The organism is Streptomyces sp. GQ60, assembly GCF_059758875.1.
The window spans coordinates 154,253-172,964 of record NZ_JCAXEG010000007.1 but is presented as its reverse complement, the minus strand read 5'-3'; the positions used below and the strand labels follow the sequence as shown (position 1 = coordinate 172,964).

13 protein-coding genes are annotated in these 18,712 nt (G+C 70.1%); 7 read left to right on the top strand and 6 right to left on the bottom strand.

Annotated features, from left to right (window positions below):
* Positions 1–11: 11 nt before the first annotated feature.
* A complete protein-coding gene (locus AC6CKD_RS19555; RefSeq protein ID WP_498328730.1) occupies positions 12–1,451 on the bottom strand; it encodes a YibE/F family protein in 1,440 nt (479 codons plus the stop codon).
* 178 nt (positions 1,452–1,629) lie between these two features.
* On the opposite strand from AC6CKD_RS19555, the gene thiC reads away from it, so the two are divergent.
* Both thiC and AC6CKD_RS19545 read left to right on the top strand, forming a co-directional pair.
* A complete protein-coding gene (gene thiC, locus AC6CKD_RS19550; protein WP_498328729.1) occupies positions 1,630–3,420 on the top strand; it encodes a phosphomethylpyrimidine synthase ThiC in 1,791 nt (596 codons plus the stop codon).
* A gap of 174 nt (positions 3,421–3,594) precedes the next feature.
* Entirely contained in the window at positions 3,595–4,644 is a 1,050-nt protein-coding gene (locus AC6CKD_RS19545) for an aldo/keto reductase (protein WP_498328940.1), read from the top strand.
* Here AC6CKD_RS19545 and AC6CKD_RS19540 read toward each other — a convergent pair.
* Positions 4,641–5,801 carry a tetratricopeptide repeat protein gene (locus AC6CKD_RS19540; RefSeq protein WP_498328728.1) on the bottom strand — a complete coding sequence of 387 codons (1,161 nt, stop codon included), beginning with the start codon at positions 5,799–5,801 and terminating at the stop codon, positions 4,641–4,643. The two genes, AC6CKD_RS19545 and AC6CKD_RS19540, sit on opposite strands and share 4 nt — an antisense overlap.
* Before the next feature lie 242 nt (positions 5,802–6,043).
* On the opposite strand from AC6CKD_RS19540, the gene AC6CKD_RS19535 reads away from it, so the two are divergent.
* A complete protein-coding gene (locus tag AC6CKD_RS19535) occupies positions 6,044–6,865 on the top strand; it encodes a hypothetical protein (RefSeq protein ID WP_498328727.1) in 822 nt (273 codons plus the stop codon).
* A 25-nt stretch (positions 6,866–6,890) separates the two neighbouring features.
* Here AC6CKD_RS19535 and AC6CKD_RS19530 read toward each other — a convergent pair whose 3' ends face one another.
* From AC6CKD_RS19530 to AC6CKD_RS19520, 3 genes are all read right to left on the bottom strand, one after another.
* Entirely contained in the window at positions 6,891–7,709 is an 819-nt protein-coding gene (locus AC6CKD_RS19530; RefSeq protein ID WP_498328726.1) for a hypothetical protein, read from the bottom strand.
* A 148-nt stretch (positions 7,710–7,857) separates the two neighbouring features.
* Positions 7,858–9,099 (bottom strand): metallophosphoesterase, encoded by a 1,242-nt coding sequence (locus AC6CKD_RS19525; protein ID WP_498328725.1) that lies wholly within the window; start codon positions 9,097–9,099, stop codon positions 7,858–7,860.
* A gap of 230 nt (positions 9,100–9,329) precedes the next feature.
* Positions 9,330–10,445: a LacI family DNA-binding transcriptional regulator gene (locus tag AC6CKD_RS19520; protein WP_214954921.1), complete on the bottom strand. Its 1,116-nt coding sequence runs from the start codon at positions 10,443–10,445 to the stop codon at positions 9,330–9,332.
* A gap of 362 nt (positions 10,446–10,807) precedes the next feature.
* Between AC6CKD_RS19520 and hisC the strand changes: the two genes are divergently transcribed.
* Positions 10,808–11,890, top strand: coding sequence for a histidinol-phosphate transaminase (hisC, locus tag AC6CKD_RS19515; protein ID WP_498328724.1), 1,083 nt, complete (start codon positions 10,808–10,810; stop codon positions 11,888–11,890).
* Between the two features lie 31 nt (positions 11,891–11,921).
* Here hisC and AC6CKD_RS19510 read toward each other — a convergent pair whose 3' ends face one another.
* On the bottom strand, positions 11,922–12,290 hold the full coding sequence (locus AC6CKD_RS19510) for a cyclophilin-like fold protein (RefSeq protein WP_469686515.1): 369 nt from the start codon (positions 12,288–12,290) through the stop codon (positions 11,922–11,924).
* 187 nt (positions 12,291–12,477) lie between these two features.
* On the opposite strand from AC6CKD_RS19510, the gene AC6CKD_RS19505 reads away from it, so the two are divergent.
* The 3 genes from AC6CKD_RS19505 (at position 12,478) to cydD (ending at position 18,640) form a co-directional block, all read left to right on the top strand.
* Entirely contained in the window at positions 12,478–13,983 is a 1,506-nt protein-coding gene (locus AC6CKD_RS19505; RefSeq protein WP_498328723.1) for a cytochrome ubiquinol oxidase subunit I, read from the top strand.
* Between the two features lie 18 nt (positions 13,984–14,001).
* Positions 14,002–15,003, top strand: a complete 1,002-nt coding sequence (cydB, locus tag AC6CKD_RS19500) for a cytochrome d ubiquinol oxidase subunit II (RefSeq protein ID WP_498328722.1) — start codon at positions 14,002–14,004, stop codon at positions 15,001–15,003.
* A gap of 73 nt (positions 15,004–15,076) precedes the next feature.
* A complete protein-coding gene (gene cydD / locus AC6CKD_RS19495) occupies positions 15,077–18,640 on the top strand; it encodes a thiol reductant ABC exporter subunit CydD (protein WP_498328721.1) in 3,564 nt (1,187 codons plus the stop codon).
* The last annotated feature ends 72 nt before the right edge of the window (positions 18,641–18,712 follow it).

Below are 18,712 nucleotides of genomic sequence, written 5' to 3'. Positions count from 1 at the left end.
CGGTCCGCCTTTCAGCGCTTGCGTCGCCGGCCCCGGCCGCCGCGGAGCGGCCCCGAGGCCGCTGTGGCCGCCGGGGATTCCGCGCGGTCGGCGGACACCACCAGCGCGGCCAGCGCCGTCGTCACCGGTACCGAGGCGACCAGCCCGATCGAGCCCACGAGGGTTCGTACGATCTCTTCCGCGACCAGCTCGCTGTTGGCCACCGAACCCATACTGCTGTTCGCGATCGAGAACAGGAGGAGCAGGGGCAACGCCGCGCCCGCGTAGGCAAGTACCAGGGTGTTCACCACCGACGCGATGTGGTCGCGCCCGATGCGGATGCCCGCACGGTAGAGCCCGCGCGGGCCCATCGACGGGTCTGCCTGGTGGAGTTCCCAGACCGCCGAGGTCTGAGTGACGGTCACGTCGTCCAGTACGCCGAGCGATCCGATGATGACACCCGCAAGCAGCAAACCGCTCATGTCGATGTTCGGGTAGAGCCCGTGGATCAGCCCGGTGTTGTCGTCCGTGTTGCCGCTGAGGAACGCCCAGTCGATGAACAACGAGCCCAGCAGGCCGATCAGCAGCAGCGAGACGAGGGTGCCGAGGACCGCGACCGAGGTGCGGGCCGTCAGCCCGTGGCACATGTAGAGCGCGATCAGCATGATCGCGCTCGCTCCGACCACGGCCACGACCAGCGGGTTCGACCCCTGCAGGATCGCGGGGAGGATGAAGAAGGTCAGCACCGCGAAGCTGACGGCGAGGGCGATGAGCGCGAACAGCCCGCGCATCCGCCCGACGAGGACCACCGCGAGGGCGAAGATGCCCGCGAGCAGGGCCATCGGCAGCTTGCGGTTCACGTCGACCACGGAGTACTGGAGGTCCTGGGGTGCGTCCGGGGCGTAGGCGACCACTACCTCCTGGCCGCCCGTCAACTGCCGTGGTGCACCGGGCTGGACGATCTCGACGAACTCGCGGCCCTTGTCGGGGCCGCTGCCGACCTTGATGGTGGCCTTCTTGCACTCGCCGGTCTGCGAGGCGAGGGCCTCGCGCCCCTCGGGGGTGGAGGTGTCGCCGGTGGCCGGCACCTGCGCGGCGTTCACGGATTTGCAGTCGACGTGCTGGAGTGCGACGACCTTGCCCTGCTGGGTCTGCCGGTCGAAGCCGACCCCGGTGCGCTCGTGGGTCGGCGCGCCACCGGGCCAGAGCACCATCATGCCGATCACGACGGCGGTGGCGAAGGGGATCAGAACAGCTGCGATCACCTTGCGCAGGTGCTTGGAGACGGGGGCCGCCGGGCCATGGCTGTGCGCATGGCCGTGGGAGTGCCCGGGAGACCGGTCGGGCGAATGGCCTGGGCCCGCGTGCGAGTGACCTGCGTGGCCGGCGTGACCAGTGGGATCCGTGGGTTCGATGGGGGGCTGCGGCGAGGACGTCACTGGCCGATCATCGCAAGAGATGAGGGGGCCCACTGTTCAGCACGCCACACATGACGCTAGCGTGGGGGCTACTTTGCACAACGCGGGAGCTCGGAGCACCGGGCTGAGAGGGCGCTGATCACCGTTCGCATTCGAATATGCGTACGGGAGGAGGCTGCGTCGACCGCCGAACCTGTTACCGGGTAATGCCGGCGTAGGGAGATTAGGTCTCATGACCATTCAGGACGCACGCACGCCTGCCGCCAGCCAGGACGCCGACGGCCAGGCGACCGAGCGCCAGCCTGGCTGGCACAAGGGTTACGTGGCGGGCTCCCGCCCCGACATCCGGGTGCCGGTTCGCCAGGTCCACCTCACCAACGGCAAGGACGTGACGCTCTACGACACGTCCGGGCCGTACACCGACCCGCAGATCGAGACCGACGTGCGCCGGGGCCTGCCGCCGCTGCGCGAGAACTGGATCATCGGCCGCGGCGACACCGAGGAGTACGCGGGCCGCCCCGTGCGCCCCGAGGACGACGGCATCAAGCACACCTCGCCGCGCGGTGGCCTCAAGAACCTCGACGCGGTCTTCCCTGGCCGCCCGCGCCAGCCCCGCCGCGGCCGTGGCGGGGCCGCGGTCACGCAGCTCGCGTACGCCCGCCGGGGCGAGATCACCCCGGAGATGGAGTACGTCGCGATCCGCGAGAACGTCTCCCCCGAGGTCGTCCGCGAGGAGATCGCCGCAGGTCGCGCGGTCATGCCGGTCAACGTGAACCACCCCGAGATCGAGCCGATGATCATCGGCAAGCGGTTCCTGGTGAAGGTCAACGCCAACATCGGCAACTCCGCGGTCACCTCCTCGATCGAGGAGGAGGTGGACAAGATGACCTGGGCGACCAAGTGGGGCGCCGACACGGTCATGGACCTCTCGACCGGTCGCAACATCCACACCACCCGCGAGTGGGTGCTGCGCAACTCCCCCGTGCCGATCGGCACCGTGCCGCTGTACCAGGCGCTGGAGAAGGTCGACGGCCGCGCCGAGGACCTGACCTGGGAGATCTACAAGGACACGGTCATCGAGCAGGCCGAGCAGGGCGTCGACTACATGACGGTCCACGCCGGCGTGCTGCTGTCGTACGTGCCGCTGACCGCCCGCCGCAAGACCGGCATCGTCTCGCGCGGCGGCTCGATCATGGCCGCCTGGTGCCTGGCGCACCACAAGGAGAACTTCCTCTACACGAACTTCGAGGAGCTCTGCGAGATCCTCGCGGCGTACGACGTCACGTACTCCCTGGGTGACGGCCTGCGCCCCGGTTCCATCGCGGACGCCAACGACGCGGCGCAGTTCGCGGAGCTGAAGACGCTGGGCGAGCTGAACACGATCGCCAAGCGGCACAACGTGCAGACGATGATCGAGGGCCCCGGGCACGTCCCGATGCACAAGATCAAGGAGAACATCGACCTTCAGCAGGAGATCTGCGAGGAGGCGCCGTTCTACACGCTCGGCCCGCTGACCACCGACGTCGCGCCCGCGTACGACCACATCACCTCGGGCATCGGCGCCGCGATGATCGCCTGGTGGGGCACCGCGATGCTCTGCTACGTCACGCCCAAGGAGCACCTGGGCCTGCCGAACCGCGACGACGTGAAGACCGGTGTCATCACGTACAAGATCGCGGCCCACGCGGCGGACCTGGCCAAGGGCCACCCGGGCGCCCAGGAGTGGGACGACGCCCTGTCGGACGCACGGTTCGAGTTCCGCTGGGAGGACCAGTTCAACCTGGCCCTCGACCCGGACACGGCCCGTGAGTTCCACGACGAGACCCTCCCGGCCGAGCCGGCCAAGACCGCGCACTTCTGCTCCATGTGCGGTCCGAAGTTCTGCTCGATGAAGATCTCCCAGGACATCCGCCGCCAGCACGGTGGCGACCTGGGCGCCGAGGAGATCGAAGCGGGCATGGCGGAGAAGTCCGCCGAGTTCGCGGCCTCGGGCAACCGCGTGTACCTGCCGCTGGCCGACTGACCACCGACCCGGTACGCACGCACGGACGGACGGCCCGCGACACCGAGGGGGGAGTCGCGGGCCGCCGTTGCGTACGCCGTGTGCACGGCGGGCTCCCGAACATCCGGGCTCCCGGAGGCTCCGCCGGGGCTTGTGATGGAGTGCGCTTCAGCTTTTAGAGTGCGGCCCATGAGCATGCGATACCGAATTCTGGGCGGGACCGGCATCGAGGTCAGCGCGCACTGCCTCGGCACGATGATGTTCGGCGCGGTGGGCAATCCGGATCACGAGGACTGTGTGCGGATCGTCCATGCCGCGCTCGACCACGGGATCAACTTCGTCGACACCGCGGACATGTACTCCGGCGGGGAGTCCGAACAGATCGTGGGCAAGGCCCTCAAGGGCCGGCGGGACGATGTCGTCCTCGCGACCAAGGTGCACTTCCAGATGGGCGAGGGCCGCAACCGCAGCGGGAACTCCCGGCGGTGGATCACGCGTGCCGTCGAGGACAGCCTGCGCCGTCTGGACACCGATTGGATCGACCTCTACCAGGTGCACCGGCCGGATCACGGGACGGACGTAGAGGAGACCTTGTCGGTCCTCGGCGATCTGGTGCGGGCCGGCACGATACGGGCCTTCGGCTGTTCCACCTTCCCGGCCGAGGAGATCGTCGAGGCGCAGCACGTCGCCGAACGGCGGGCGCTGCCGCGTTTCCGGACCGAGCAGCCGCCGTACTCGATCCTCGCGCGCGGGATCGAGAGCGGTGTGCTGCCGGTGGCCCGGCGGTACGGGATGGGGGTCTTGACCTGGAGCCCGCTCGCGTCCGGGTTCCTGAGCGGGAAGTACCGGCTCGGCGGGGCCATCGACCTGACTTCGGGGCGTGCGGCGCTGACTCCTGCCCGCTTCGATCCCGCGATTCCGGGCAACGTCGCGAAACTGGAAGCGGTGGAGGAGCTGGTGGAGCTCGCCGACTCGATCGGCTGCACACTGCCCGAGCTGGCAGTGGCCTTCCCGCTCGCGCATCCTGCCGTCACGTCGGTGATCATCGGGCCGAGGACCATGGAGCAGCTCGAGTCGCTGGTGAAGGGCGCCGGGCTGGTCCTCGACGACGCGACCCTCGACCGGATCGACGAGATCGTGGAGCCGGGACGGAATCTGTACCACCCGGACGGGGCCTGGCGCCCGCCGGCGCTGGCGGATGTCGCGCAGCGGAGGCGGGCACTGGGAGACCGGTCCGCCGGTTAGACGGGTGAGCGCTCCGATGTTTCACGTGAAACAGGGATCGATGTTTCACGTGAAACAGGGATCGATGTTTCACGTGAAACATGGCTCGCGGCGAAGCCGCGGTTGATTTCGGTCTGGCGGCGGTAGGGCTCGGGCAGGTCGGGGAGGGCGAGCAGCCGGTCGCAGGCCCGTAGCGAGGTGTCCATGTCTCCCACCCAGTACGCGGTGATGGAGTGCTCGAAGAGCAGACCCCACCGGTACACCCAGGGCTGGACGAAGAGCAGGTCGTTGGGGGCCGGCCGGTCCAGGACCGCCCCGGTGATCGCGTGCGCGGCGTGGTGGTGACCCAGGAGACGCAGCCTGGCGGCGAGTTCGTAGCAGGCTTCCAGGCGGGCCGGCCGGGATTCCCAGGCGCGGGAGAGTGCGTCCAGGGCGGCGGGGTGGTCTCCTGATTCCCCGTGCAGGATGCCGACTTGCAGCAGGGCGTAGTAGACCTCCTCGTCCCATCCGCCCATGGCCGCACGGCGTTCGTAGAGCCGGGCGGCCTCCGCCGTGTCGCCCATGTCGCGCATGGTCTGGGCGAGGTAGAAGACGGTGCGTGTGTTCGAGGGGTCCCGCTGGAGCTCGGCGCCGAGCAGGCGGGCGTCCCGTTCGAACTTGTCGTGCCGGGAGCCGCCGTCGGCGTAGTCCTCGATCACGAGCGCGTCCAGGTTCTCCTGTACCCCCGGGCGCTGGTCGTTCTCGTGGGGGCGGTCGCAGGTGAGGTACTCGTGGGTGACGCCCTCGTACCGCCAGGGGATGTCGCCGCGGACCAGGCGCTTGATCCGGTACTCCAGCGTGCCTTCGTGGCGCAGCATGTACGAATCCGCGGTGAGCGGGGGCAGCGGTCCGGTACGGCGCAGGACGAGGTCGGCGTCGAGGAGCAGCAGGTAGTCGGCCTTGTCGCGGGCGTGGCCGATGTTGAGGCTCCGGTTGTGCCCGAAGTTCGCCCAGGGCTCCTCGTGGAGCTCCCCCGGGATCCCGTGCAGAGCCTTGCGGATGAGGTCCTGGGTGCCGTCGGTGGAACCCGTGTCGGAAATGACCCAGGTGTCGATGAGGTCCCGCACGGAGTCGAGGCAGCGCTCGATGACGGCGGCCTCGTTCTTCACGATCATGCAGAGGCAAATGGTCGGCTTCACGGCGGCTGACCCTAGGGAGGGCTCTCAGCCCGATGGGTGCGGCACGCCGGGGCGCCGGGGCTCGAACCCGAGTGGCCGTGTGGCAGTCCGCCAAGTGGCGGTGTGCACTGCGCCGTTCCGCTGACCGGTGGGCGCGCCGGTCCGTGTCGCGGCGGCGGGGGTCCTCAGGATGGCCCGCGGAGCCCGGTCCTATTTCCGGACTTCGCAGATCTGATCCATCCGGTGTGCGCGAGGAGCGGTAGATGAGTTCTGAGAAGAAGGCCCGCAACTACCTGGGGCCGATGCCCCGACGGGCCGCCTGGCTGACGGGAGGCACGCTCGCCTCGGTGGCGCTGGTGCTGGCCGGCTTGGCGTCCCCGGCGGTGGGGCTGGCCTCGACGCCGGTCGGTGCGGACAAGTGCAAGTCGGGACACAACAGGCCAAATGCGAAGGCGCAGGAGGCGGCGGTCGGAGCCGGGCAGCTGGTACACGGCGGCGACAAGTGCAAGGTGGGCCCGGCGGGTCCGCGGGGTCCGCGCGGTCCCAAGGGCAACACCGGTGCGACGGGTCCGCGGGGTCCGCAGGGCCTGACGGGCCCGCGGGGCCTGACCGGCCCGCAAGGTGTGACCGGGCCGCGGGGCGTCACCGGTCCCACCGGTCCCTCCCTGTGCGTGGACATCGACTCCGTCCGGGACAACGCCGACCGCGAGTTCAAGGCAGTGCTCCCGGGAGACGGCAATGCGTACGCCGGCATCCGTGAACTCACCATGGGTGGCGCCGAGGTAGGGCCCTGGACCTGGTACGACCTGACCCTCAACCCCATGGGCAGGTATCCGGCCGATGCCTGCGGAATCTCCATCGGCCACCAGAACAACCGGCTGGTGATCGAGACGGTGACGAGTGCGGGCGTCATCTGGGAGACCTTCTGCACGGTCAACACCGGAACCAACACCCTGGCGTGTAACGGCGTGTGGCGCCCGGACGTCCCCCAGCCCGACGCCAACGACCCTGACCTCCGCGCCCGGTCCGCAGGGGCGCCGATCAGCCCGATCGATGCCAACCACCTTCCCAAGGCCCTGAAGTAAGGGCCCGGGCCGAGTGCCCTGAGTCCTACTCCGATGTGGTCTCCGGACCTCCGAAGTCCGGGCTGGTGAAGTCCGGAGACGCGTAACCGGGACGGGGCCCCTCCGCCGGGGCCCCCGGACTGGTGAAATCGGGCCGGGTGTATCCCAGGTTGGGGATGCGCCCGGCTCCCGGCTTTCGGGGGGCCGGAAAGCCTGCCCTCGCGCTGGGATCGGCCAGCGCGTCCCGGAGGAAGGGCATGATGCCCCGCTCCAGCAGGGCGTTGCGCCAGGCCTCCCGGGCCCGCGCCACCTCGTCGGGCACCGCCTCGGTCTCGTCGGCCGCCACCTCCGTGGAACTGTTGCGGAGGGCCGTCACGAGCAGCCCGACCACGGCGAAGAGCAGTGCGGCGGCGGTGAGCCCGCCGAAGAGCCAGCCCGCCGTCAGCATCGTGTCGGCGAAGGCCGGTTCGGGTTCGATCATCTTCAGGATGTAGCCCACCAGCAGGAAGATCAGCATGGCGGTGCCGGCCAAGACCGGTGCGAGGACCGCGACCACGGCGCTGACGCCCGCGCCACCGCCCGCGCCCTGCCCGTCTCCCTCCTCCGCCGTCGTTCCGGGGGTGGACAGGATCTCGTCCTGCCGCTCCTTGCGGACCTTCACGTAGTGGTCGTACTCGGCCGCGGCCGCGGCCGTCAGCAGCGAGGTGGCCCCCATGGCCATGGTGCGCAGCTGTTCGGCGTTCAGCCGTTCGCCGAGGGCGGCGAGCTCGGGCCTGGCGTTCGCCGTGCGCAGCGCCTCGTCGAGGAGCCGATCGAACTCCGGTCGGTCTTCGGTGAGCAGGTGCGGAGCGCTGGTCATGTGCATCCCCCGATGCTCCGTAGGGACCGGTATGCCCGCGTAGAACGGGGCGCCGGCACAAACGGAGGAGAGCCTGCTACGGATAGAGCGATGGTAGAGCGCCCACGCCGTACGTCGACAGGGGCTTTCCGGAAATACCCAGCCCCAGGAAGCCTCAGTCGTTCAGCGGGAGTTGCACGACGAGTAGTTTGCCCGCCATCGTCACGCCGCCGTCCATCGCGATGGCGAGGCCTTCCGCGTAGACGTGCGGGCCTACGACGGCCTCCGGACCGTGCGCGCCGTCCCCGTCCTCGGTGCCCACCTCGCCCAGCAGGTACGGGATGGGGCTGTGGCCGTGCACGACGCGACTGCCGCCGTAGGTGCCGATGAGCTCGCGGACGGCCTGCGGGCCGGTCTCCTCGTCGCGGAAGGCGAAGCGTTTGGTGAACTTGCGGAACAGGTCCCAGGTGATGTCGGCGTCGTTGCGGTTGAGCAGCTCGTGGATGGTGTCGTTGACGTCCTCGACCGAGTCGCCGTAGTCGAGATAGGCGGTGGTGTCGGAGTGGAGGAGCAGGTGGTCGTCCACCAGGACCGCCGCGTCCAGCCGGGACATCCACTGGAGGTGGACGTCCTGCAGCCGGTCCATGTCGGTGCGCTGGCCGCCGTTGAGGAGCCAGGCGGCCTGGAAGGTCGCGGTGCCGGCGCCGGAGACGACGGGGGTGTCCCCGAACCGCTTGGCGCCGATGAGCAGCAGCTCGTGGTTGCCCATGAGGGCCTTGCAGTAGCCGCCCGCGGCGGCTGCTTCGGCGGAGAGCCGCATGACGAGGTCGATGACCCCGATGCCGTCGGGGCCGCGGTCGGTGAAGTCGCCGAGGAACCAGAGCCGGGCGTTGCCGGCGGACCAGTTGCGGTCGGCGTCGATGAGGCCCTGGAACTGTAGTTCGGCGACGAGTTCGTCGATGTAGCCGTGGACGTCGCCGACGACGTAGAGGGGGCCGGGCCCCTCGCTCGGGGTCTCCTGGGGGACGTACTGGACCTGGACGGTGTCGCCGGGGCCGCCGAGGGCGCCGCGCCCGATGACGGGCAGGTCGCGCTGCGTCGGGGTGTACCCGTCGGGGTCGCTGTCCTCGGAGACGTGGCCCATCGGGCGGCTGGGCTCGCCGAGGGCGGCGGTGGCACCGTACGGGGCGTCGTGGCCGTACCCGTGCTGCGCGGGGACGGGGGCCGGGCCCGCGTCGTAGTACGCGGGGTACTCGCCGTAGACGGGGGCGTCCGCCCCGAGCCCGACGGAGCCGCCCGATCGGGCTGCTGCGGTTCCCGGGGGAACGGTATGCGAGGCGGGTACGGCGACCGGCAACCGGAAGTCCCGCTCGGTGTCCGTCCGCACCGCGGGTCCCTGACCGGCCCCCTGAGTCATCGACCCCTCCACCACCGTCGCGCTGCCGTACACCTGCGGACCTTGCCGCCGCCGGGGCGGCGGGTCCGTGATGTCGTGCGCCCATCATAGGAATGCAGCTCGCGCTCTGTGACGCACCAGGGGTGGTGAATCCTGGTCGGAGCTGACTCTTCCTGCCGGTTTATCCCAATATCGGTGTTGTTCAGTTCCTCGGCGGGGCCAGTGGCCCCGCCGTTGGGCCGGCGTGGTGGTCAGTCCTGTGCCGGGGATCGGGGCGGGCTGACGGTCGTACGGGGCTGCCTGCGCTGGGACGAGGTGCGGATGATCAGCTCGGTCGGGATGACCTGTTCGACGGGTCCGCCCGTGTCGACGCCCTCGATGGCGTCGATGAGCAGCTGGACGACGGCGGTGCCGATGCGGCGCGGTTTGAGGGACAGGGTGGTGATGGGCGGTTCGGTGTTGGCGTACACGGTGGATTCGCTACAGCACACGAGCAGTAGATCCTCGGGAACGCGCAGGCCGTAGCGTCGGGCGGCGGCGAGCAGGTCGGTGCCGTTGGGGTCGAACAGGCCGTAGACGGCATCGGGTCGGTCGGGCCGGGCGAGCAGCCGGTCGGCGGCGACGGCGCCGGCGCACGGATCGTGGGCGGGGTAGGACTCGTAGACGGGATCCTGGCCCACGCGCTCGCACCAGCGCAGGTAGGCCGTGGTGGAGAGCCGGGTGTAGGTGTCGGTGGTGGTGCCCGTCAGGAGCCCGATGCGGCGGGCTCCCGCGGCGGCGAGGTGGTCGAGGAGGCCCAGTACGGCGGCCTCGTGGTCGTTGTCGACCCAGGCGGTGACGGGGAGTGAGCCGGCCGGGCGTCCGTCGGAGACGACGGGCAGACCCTGGCGGACCAGTTCGGTGACGACGGGATCGTGGTCGGAGGGGTCGATGACGACGGTGCCGTCGAGGGCCACGTTGGACCAGACGTCGTGTCGTGAGGTGGCGGGGAGGATGACGAGGGCGTAGCCGCGAGCGAGCGCGGCGGAGGTGGCCGCTCTGGCCATCTCGGCGAAGTATGCGAATTCGGTGAAGGTGAAAGGTTCATCCCCGTACGTCGTCACGGTCAGGCCGATGAGGCCCGACTTGCCGGTACGGAGGGTGCGGGCCGCCGCGGAAGGGCGGTAGCCCAGTCGGTCCGCGACCTCGCGAACGTGGCGGCGGGTGGCGTCCGGCAGCCGTCCCTTGCCATTGAGGGCGTCGGAGACGGTCGTGATCGAGACGCCCGCCGCGGCGGCCACGTCCCTGATGCCGGCCCGGCCTTGTCGGCCGGCGGCCCGCCGGGTGGTCTCGGTCCGGCTCACCTGATGCTTCCCTGCTGCTGTCATGGCGAGCCGATAGTAGGGCGCGGTGGGCAGGACGGTCCGGATGCATATGCACGCGTTGACAGCAACGATTCTGCACGGTTCGCCACCCCCAATGACCTTGGAAATAAAGGTGTTTGGCTGCGCGGAGGGTGTCGTGCCCTTGTCGACGGGACCGTGCATGCCAAAACGGTGCGCTCTCGGGCTCTACTCAACTCACCTGTACGAGGGACGCGCGCCACGGCGCAGGCCACCGGCGCACGCATATATGCGTGCGCTCTCCCGCATTCCTGGCGCCTGCCGTTCTCGGATGGACGGAATCCTCATAAGGTGAGGAGTATTGAGTCGACGGCGACGTCGTACGGGACGGTCGAGGAGGACCTGCGGTGAGCGAGAAGAGCCCGAAGCTGCGCGCCGAGCTGGACGGCATCCCCACCTACAAGCCCGGGAAGCCCGCTGCGGCGGGCGGCCCGGTCGCTTTCAAGCTGTCCTCGAACGAGAACCCCTACCCGCCCCTGCCTGGGGTGCTGGAGAGCGCGGTCGCGGCGGCCGGTCACTTCAACCGGTATCCGGACATGGCGTGCACGGGTCTGGTGAACGAGCTCGCGGAGCGGTTCGGGGTCCCGGTCGAGCACATCGCCACCGGCACCGGCTCGGTCGGGGTCGCCCAGTCGCTGATCCAGTCGACGGCGGGTCCGGGCGACGAGGTCATCTACGCCTGGCGGTCTTTCGAGGCTTATCCGATCATCGTTCAGATCTCGGGTGCGACCTCGGTTCAGGTCCCGCTGGCCGAGGGGGACGTGCACGACCTGGACGCCATGTTCGAGGCGATCACCGAGCGGACTCGTCTGATCTTCGTCTGCAACCCCAACAACCCCACCGGCACCGCCGTGCGCCGTGCGGAGCTGGAGCGGTTCCTGGACCGGGTGCCCTCCGACGTCCTCGTCGTCCTCGACGAGGCGTACAAGGAGTTCGTCCGCGACGTCGAGGTACCGGACGGCATCGAGCTCTACCGCAGCCGCCCCAACGTCGCCGTGCTGCGTACGTTCTCCAAGGCGTACGGCCTCGCGGGCCTGCGCGTCGGCTTCGCGGTGGCGCACGAGCCGGTGGCCGCGGCGCTGCGCAAGACCGCGGTGCCCTTCGGCGTCAGCCAGCTCGCCCAGGACGCGGCCGTCGCCTCGCTGCGGGCCGAGGACGAGCTGATGGGCCGGGTCGGGTCGCTGGTGGGCGAGCGCGCCCGGGTTTACGGGACGCTGCTGGCCCAGGGCTGGACGGTGGTGCCCGAGACGCAGGCCAACTTCGTGTGGATGCGGCTCGGGGAGCGGACCGCCGACTTCGCGGCGGCCTGCGAGAAGGCCGGCGTGGTGGTCCGGCCCTTCGCTGGCGAGGGCCTGCGGGTCACGATCGGTGAGCCCGAGGCGAACGACCTCTTCCTGCACACGGCGGCGGCGTTCTTCAAGGAGTTCTAGGGCTTTCCGGAACCGGTGGGGCCGGTTCCGGTCAGGCCAGTTCCACGCGGATGGGGTCGCCGTCGCGGACGGTGGCCAGCAGGCGGGGGTCGCCGTCGAACGAGCCGAGGACGTTGCACGGGCTCGCCAGGCGGCTCTCGCCCCCGCGCGAGATCGGGGTGGGGCCGTAGGGCAGCGCGAGCGCGTCGCCCTCGGTCCAGAACGCGACCGTGCCGGGCTCGACGACCTGCTGGGCGTCGTGCTCCAGGGCCACGGAGACGCCGGTGTCGAAGTAGACCTCCTCGCCCCAGGTGTTGGCGGCGGCGGAAATGGGGAGCGCGTCGGCGAGGGCCTTGGCGGTCGGGGTCTCGTCGAGCGTTGCGGTGAGCTGGCCGGCGGGCCAGAGGAATCGAATCTTCATGGGTCGCATTCAACAATCTGTTGAATCCATTCGCTAGGGGTACCCCCCTGAAAGATGCCGACAGCGGTACGACATAATGCTTGTGAATGTGAACGCGTTCACAAGCGCGTCCTCTTCCTCCCGGATTGAGTGGGATGCAAGGGGCAAACTGCGGCTGTGACCACGGCGAAACGAAGGAGACGACGACGTGGACCTAGCTTTGGCGCCAGAGACCCTGGCGCGATGGCAGTTCGGTATTACGACCGTCTATCACTTCCTCTTCGTTCCCTTGACGATCTCGCTGGCCGCGCTCGTCGCGATCTTGCAGACCGCCTGGGTGCGTTCGGAAAAGGAGAAGTACCTCAAGGCCACCAAGTTCTGGGGCAAGCTCTTCCTGATCAACATCGCGATGGGTGTGGTCACGGGCATCGTGCAGGAGTTCCAGTTCGGCATGAACTGGTCCGACTACTCGCGGTTCGTCGGTGACATCTTCGGAGCCCCGCTGGCCTTCGAGGCGCTCATCGCCTTCTTCTTCGAGTCCACCTTCATCGGCCTGTGGATCTTCGGCTGGGACAAGCTGCCGAAGAAGATCCACCTGGCCTGCATCTGGATGGTCTCGATCGGCACCATCCTGTCCGCGTACTTCATCCTCGCGGCGAACTCCTGGATGCAGCACCCGGTCGGCTACCGGATGAATCCCGAGCGGGGCCGTGCCGAGCTCACCGACTTCTGGCTGGTGCTCACGCAGAACACCGCGCTGACCCAGTTCTTCCACACCATGACGGCGGCCTTCCTGGTCGGCGGCGCGTTCATGGTCGGCATCGCGGCCTTCCACCTCGCCCGCAAGAGGCACATCCCGGTCATGCGCACATCGCTGCGACTCGGCCTCGTCGTCATGATCATCGCCGGTCTGGGTACCGCCATCAGCGGCGACCTGCTCGGCAAGGTGATGTTCAAGCAGCAGCCGATGAAGATGGCCGCCGCCGAGGCGCTCTGGGACGGCGAGGCGCCGGCCCCCTTCTCCCTCTTCGCCTACGGCGACGTGGAGAAGGGCCACAACACGGTCGCCATAGAGATTCCGGGCCTGCTGTCCTTCCTGGCCAACGACGACTTCACCTCGTTCGTCCCGGGCATCAACGACGTCAACAAGGCCGAGCAGGAGAAGTTCGGGCCCGGTGACTACCGGCCCAACATCCCCGTCGCCTACTGGGGCTTCCGCTGGATGATCGGCTTCGGCATGGCCTCGCTCGGGGTCGGCATGCTGGGGCTCTGGCTGACCCGCAAGAAGTTCATGCTGCCGCCGGGGCTGCGCACCGGTGAGGAAGAGGTCCCGCACCTGGTCCTCTTCAAGAAGGCGCTGAGTCCCAGGTTCACCAACTGGTACTGGATCATCGCGCTCTGGACCATGGGCTTCCCGCTGATCGCCAACTCCTGGGGCTGGATCTTCACCGAGATGGGCCGCCAGCCCTGGGTGGTCTACGGGGTCCTGCGCACCAGGGACGCGGTCTCGCCGAACGTCTCCCAGGGTGAGGTGCTCACCTCGATGATCGGCTTCACGCTGCTCTACGCCGTGCTCGCGGTGATCGAGGTCAAGCTCCTCCTGAAGTACGTGAAGGCCGGCCCGCCGGACCTCACCGAGGCCGACCTCAACCCGCCGACCAAGATCGGCGGAGACGACAAGAACCCCGACCGGCCGATGGCCTTCTCGTACTGAGGCTGAGGAGACCACACCATGCAACTCCACGACGTCTGGTTCGTGCTCATCGCCGTTCTGTGGATCGGCTACTTCTTCCTGGAGGGCTTCGACTTCGGAGTCGGCGTCCTGACCAAGCTGCTGGCCCGCAACCGTACGGAGAAGCGGGTCCTGATCAACACGATCGGGCCCGTGTGGGACGGCAACGAGGTCTGGCTGCTCACGGCCGGAGGCGCGACTTTCGCCGCCTTCCCCGAGTGGTACGCCACGCTCTTCTCCGGCTTCTACCTGCCGCTCCTGATCATCCTGATCTGCCTCATCATCCGCGGGGTCGCCTTCGAGTACCGGCACAAGCGGCCCGAGGACAAGTGGCAGACCAACTGGGAACACGCGATCTTCTGGACCTCGCTGATCCCCGCGTTCATGTGGGGCGTGGCCTTCGCCAATATCGTGCGCGGAGTGAAGATCGACCAGGACATGGAGTACGTCGGAACGTTCTTCGACCTGCTCAACGTCTACTCGATCCTCGGCGGCCTGGTCACCCTGACCCTGTTCACCTTCCACGGCGCGGTGTTCACCTCGCTCAAGACGGTCGGTGACATCCGGGACCGCTCGCGCAAGCTGGCCACGCGGCTCGGGGTGGTGACCGCCGTCCTGGCGCTCACCTTCCTGATCTGGACCCAGGTCTCGCGCGGTGATGGCTGGAGCCTGGTCGCCATGACCGTGGCGGTACTCGCCCTGGTCGGAGCCCTCGGCTTCAATTTCGCGGGCCGGGAGGGATGGTCCTTCGGCCTGTCGGGGGTCACCATCGCGGCGGCCGTGGCGATGCTCTTCCTGACGCTGTTCCCGAACGTCATGCCGTCCTCGCTGAACGACGCCTGGAACCTCACGGTCACCAACGCCTCGTCCAGCCCGTACACCCTGAAGATCATGACCTGGTGCGCGGCGGTGGCGACCCCGGTCGTCCTGCTCTACCAGGCCTGGACGTACTGGGTGTTCCGCAAGCGCATCGGTACGCAGCACATCGTCGACGTGCACTGAGACGTGCACTGAGACGTGCGCCGTCGACTCCGTCCGCTCCGCTCCGCCTGCTCCTGCCTGGGGGATGTTTCACGTGAAACCGATCGACCCGCGCCTGCTCCGGTACGCCCGGTCCACCCGACTCTTCCTGGGAGCGGTGGTGGGCCTCGGGCTCGCCGGGGCGGGGCTGGTCGTCGGCCAGGCCATGCTGATCGCCGAGATCGTGGTCGGTGCCTTCGAGGACGGACTGGACGGCGGAGCCTTGCGGACGCCCCTGCTGCTGCTCGCGGCGGTGGCGCTCGGCCGGGGCCTGGTCGCCTGGCTGACCGAGTTGGCCGCGCACCGGGCGAGCGCGGCGGTCAAGTCGGAACTGCGGGGCCGGCTGCTGGAGCGGGCGGCGGACCTCGGACCCGGCTGGCTGAGCGGACAGCGGACCGGCTCCCTGGTGGCCCTGGCCACCAGGGGCGTCGACGCGCTCGACGACTACTTCTCGCGGTACCTGCCGCAGCTGGGGCTCGCGATCGTCGTCCCCGTGGCGGTGCTCGCGCGGATCGTCACCGAGGACTGGGTGTCGGCGGCCATCATCGTGGTCACGCTCCCGCTGATCCCCCTCTTCATGATCCTGATCGGCATGGCCACCCAGTCCAGGATGGACCGCCAGTGGCGGCTGCTGTCCCGGCTGTCGGGGCACTTCCTGGACGTGGTGGCCGGCCTGCCGACCCTCAAGGTCTTCGGCCGTGCGAAGGCGCAGGCGGAGTCCATCCGCACGATCACCGATGACTACCGACAGGCGACCATGCGCACGCTGCGCATCGCGTTCCTGTCCTCGTTCGCGCTCGAACTGCTGGCGACCCTGTCGGTGGCCCTGGTCGCCGTGACCATCGGGATGCGGCTCGTCCACGGTGAGCTGGACCTGTACACCGGCCTGGTCATCCTGGTCCTTGCGCCCGAGGCGTACCTGCCGCTGCGTCAGGTCGGTGCGCAGTACCACGCGGCGGCGGAGGGACTGGCCGCCGCGGAGGAGATCTTCGAGGTGCTGGAGACCCCGGTCGCCGCTTCGCGGGGGACGGCCGCCGTCGCGGTCCCGGGACTGCGGATCGAGCTCGACGGGGTGGCGGTCCGGTACGAGGGCCGGGGCGAGGACTCCCCCGGGCCGGTATCGCTGACCGTGGGACCGGGCGAATGCGTGGCCCTCACCGGGCCGAGCGGCGCGGGCAAGTCCACGCTGCTCCAGGTGCTGCTGGGCTTCGTGACGCCGAGCGCGGGCCGAGTCCGGGTCGGGGGCGTGGACCTGGCCGGGCTGGCGCCCGAGCAGTGGCGGGAGCGGATCGCGTGGGTGCCGCAGCGGCCGCACCTGTTCGCGGGGACGATCGCGGAGAACGTACGGCTGGCGCGGCCGGGCGCCGCCGATGCCGAGGTGACCGCAGCACTGGTGGACGCCGGGGCATGGGACTTCGTACGGGCCCTGCCGCGCGGGGCGGACACCCTCCTCGGCGAGGGCGGGGTCGGACTGTCCGCCGGGCAGCGCCAGCGCCTCGCGCTGGCGCGGGCGTTCCTGGCGGACCGGCCGGTGCTCCTGCTCGACGAGCCGACGGCGGCACTGGACGGCGAGACCGAGGCGGCCGTGGTGGAGGCGGTACGCCGCCTCGTGGTCGGCCGGACCGTCCTGCTGGTGGTGCACCGGCCGGCGCTGCTGGCGCTGGCCGACCGGGTCGTGCGGGTCGGGGCCGGCCCCGCCGTCGCGTCCCCCGCCGCGCCCCTCCCCGCCGTGCGGGCGGGACGGGCGGCTCCGGCAGTGCCGCGCGATCCCGGCGAGTGGATCCTCGGGGACGCTCCGGAGCGGGCGGGCGGTGCGGGCGGCGGCGATGCCGGCGGCGGAGATCCGCTCAAGCGGGTGCGGGGGGTGGCCAGGGCCTGGCAGGGGCGGTTCAGGCTCGGGCTGTTCCTCGGGGCGCTGGCCGTCGGGTGCAGCGTCGGGCTGATGGCCGTTTCCGGATGGCTGATCTCACGCGCCTCCGAACAGCCGCCCGTGCTCTACCTGATGGTGGCCGTCACCGCCACGCGCGCCTTCGGCATGGGACGGGCCGTCTTCCGCTACGCGGAGCGGCTCGTGTCCCACGACGCGGTCCTGCGGATGCTCGCCGACCTGCGCGTTTCGGTGTTCCAGCGGCTGGAGCGCATCGCGCCCGCCGGGCTGCGCACCCAGCGGCGCGGGGATCTGCTGACCCGGCTGGTGGCCGACGCCGACACCCTGCAGGACTACTGGCTGCGCTGGCTGCTGCCCGTCGGCACCGCGCTGCTCGTGAGCACCGGCGCGGTGGCGTTCACCGCCTGGCTGCAGCCTGCCGCCGGGGCGGTGCTCGCCGTCGGGCTGCTGGCCGCCGGGGTCGGGGTACCGCTCGTCAGCGCGATCTGCGCCCGGCGGACGGAACGCCGGCTCGCGCCCGCCCGGGGAGAGCTCGCCACCCGTGTGGCGGATCTCCTCACCGGAACCGCGGAGCTCACCGTCGCCGGAGCGCTCGGCGGGCGCAAGGCCGCCGCGAATGAGAGCGACCGCACGCTGACCGGGATCGCGGCCCGCGCAGCCGCCGTCACCGGGCTCGGGAGCGGCCTGTCGGCCTTCTTGAGCGGACTGACGGTGGTGTGCGCGGCCGCCGTCGGGGCCGACGCCGTCGCCGGGGGCCGGCTGTCCGGGGTGGCCATGGCCGTGGTCGTGCTGACCCCGCTGGCCGCCTTCGAGGCCGTCAGCGGCCTTCCGCAGGCCGTGCAGTACCGCCAGCGGGTCCGGCGCAGCGCCGAGCGGGTCTACGAGGTCATCGACACGCCCGTCCCGGTCATCGAACCGGAGCGGCCGGAACCCCTGCCCGCCTCGCCCTTCCCGCTGCGGCTGACGGGGCTGGCCGCCCGCCACGCCGGGCAGGAGACGGACGCGCTGAGTGGGCTCGACCTGACCCTGGAAGCGGGCCGCCGCATCGCGGTCGTCGGGCCCTCGGGAGCCGGCAAGACCACGCTGGCACAGGTCCTGCTGCGCTTCCTGGACCAGCACGAAGGCTCGTACACCCTGGGCGGGACCGACGCGCGGGCCCTCGACGGGGACGATGTGCGCCGGGTCGTCGGCCTGTGTGCCCAGGACGCGCACATCTTCGACAGCTCCGTGCGGGAGAACCTGCGCCTGGCCGCCCCGGGGGCGAGCGAAGCCCGGCTGCGGGACGCCCTCGCCGCGGCCCGGCTGCTGGAGTGGGCCGAGGGGCTCCCGGAAGGACTGGACACGCTGGTCGGCGAGCACGGCGAGCGGATCTCCGGTGGCCAGCGCCAGCGGCTGGCCCTGGCGCGGGCGTTGCTCGCGGACTTCCCGGTCCTCGTCCTGGACGAGCCGGCCGAGCACCTGGACCTGGCCACCGCCGACGCGCTGACCGCGGACCTGCTGGCCGCGACCGAGGGCCGCACCACCGTGCTCATCACGCACCGGCTGGCCGGTCTGGAAGAGGTCGACGAGGTGCTCGTCCTGGACGGCGGTGCGGTGGTCCAGCGCGGTGCGTACGCGCAGCTGGCGGCGGCCCCCGGTCCGCTGCGCGGGCTGCTGGAGCGGGAACGGGAGGCGGACGGTACGGGCAGCTCGGGGCAGGCTCGACTTTCCTCGCCAAAGGGGACTAACTAGGCTCAAGAGCATGTCAGCGCAGGAGTCCCAGGAATCGCCCGAGCACCCGCCGGAGCCCTCACCGGAATCGCC

What these genes read in the sequence shown, in the direction of transcription:
- AC6CKD_RS19510 (WP_469686515.1), bottom strand. Translation starts at nt 12,290, where the DNA reads ATGAAGATTCGATTCCTCTGGCCCGCCGGCCAGCTCACCGCAACGCTC.
- AC6CKD_RS19545 (WP_498328940.1), top strand. Translation starts at nt 3,595, where the DNA reads ATGCGATACCGAATTCTGGGCGGGACCGGCATCGAGGTCAGCGCGCAC.
- cydB (WP_498328722.1), top strand. Translation starts at nt 14,002, where the DNA reads ATGCAACTCCACGACGTCTGGTTCGTGCTCATCGCCGTTCTGTGGATC.
- AC6CKD_RS19525 (WP_498328725.1), bottom strand. Translation starts at nt 9,099, where the DNA reads ATGACTCAGGGGGCCGGTCAGGGACCCGCGGTGCGGACGGACACCGAG.
- AC6CKD_RS19535 (WP_498328727.1), top strand. Translation starts at nt 6,044, where the DNA reads ATGAGTTCTGAGAAGAAGGCCCGCAACTACCTGGGGCCGATGCCCCGA.
- AC6CKD_RS19520 (WP_214954921.1), bottom strand. Translation starts at nt 10,445, where the DNA reads ATGACAGCAGCAGGGAAGCATCAGGTGAGCCGGACCGAGACCACCCGG.
- thiC (WP_498328729.1), top strand. Translation starts at nt 1,630, where the DNA reads ATGACCATTCAGGACGCACGCACGCCTGCCGCCAGCCAGGACGCCGAC.
- AC6CKD_RS19530 (WP_498328726.1), bottom strand. Translation starts at nt 7,709, where the DNA reads ATGCACATGACCAGCGCTCCGCACCTGCTCACCGAAGACCGACCGGAG.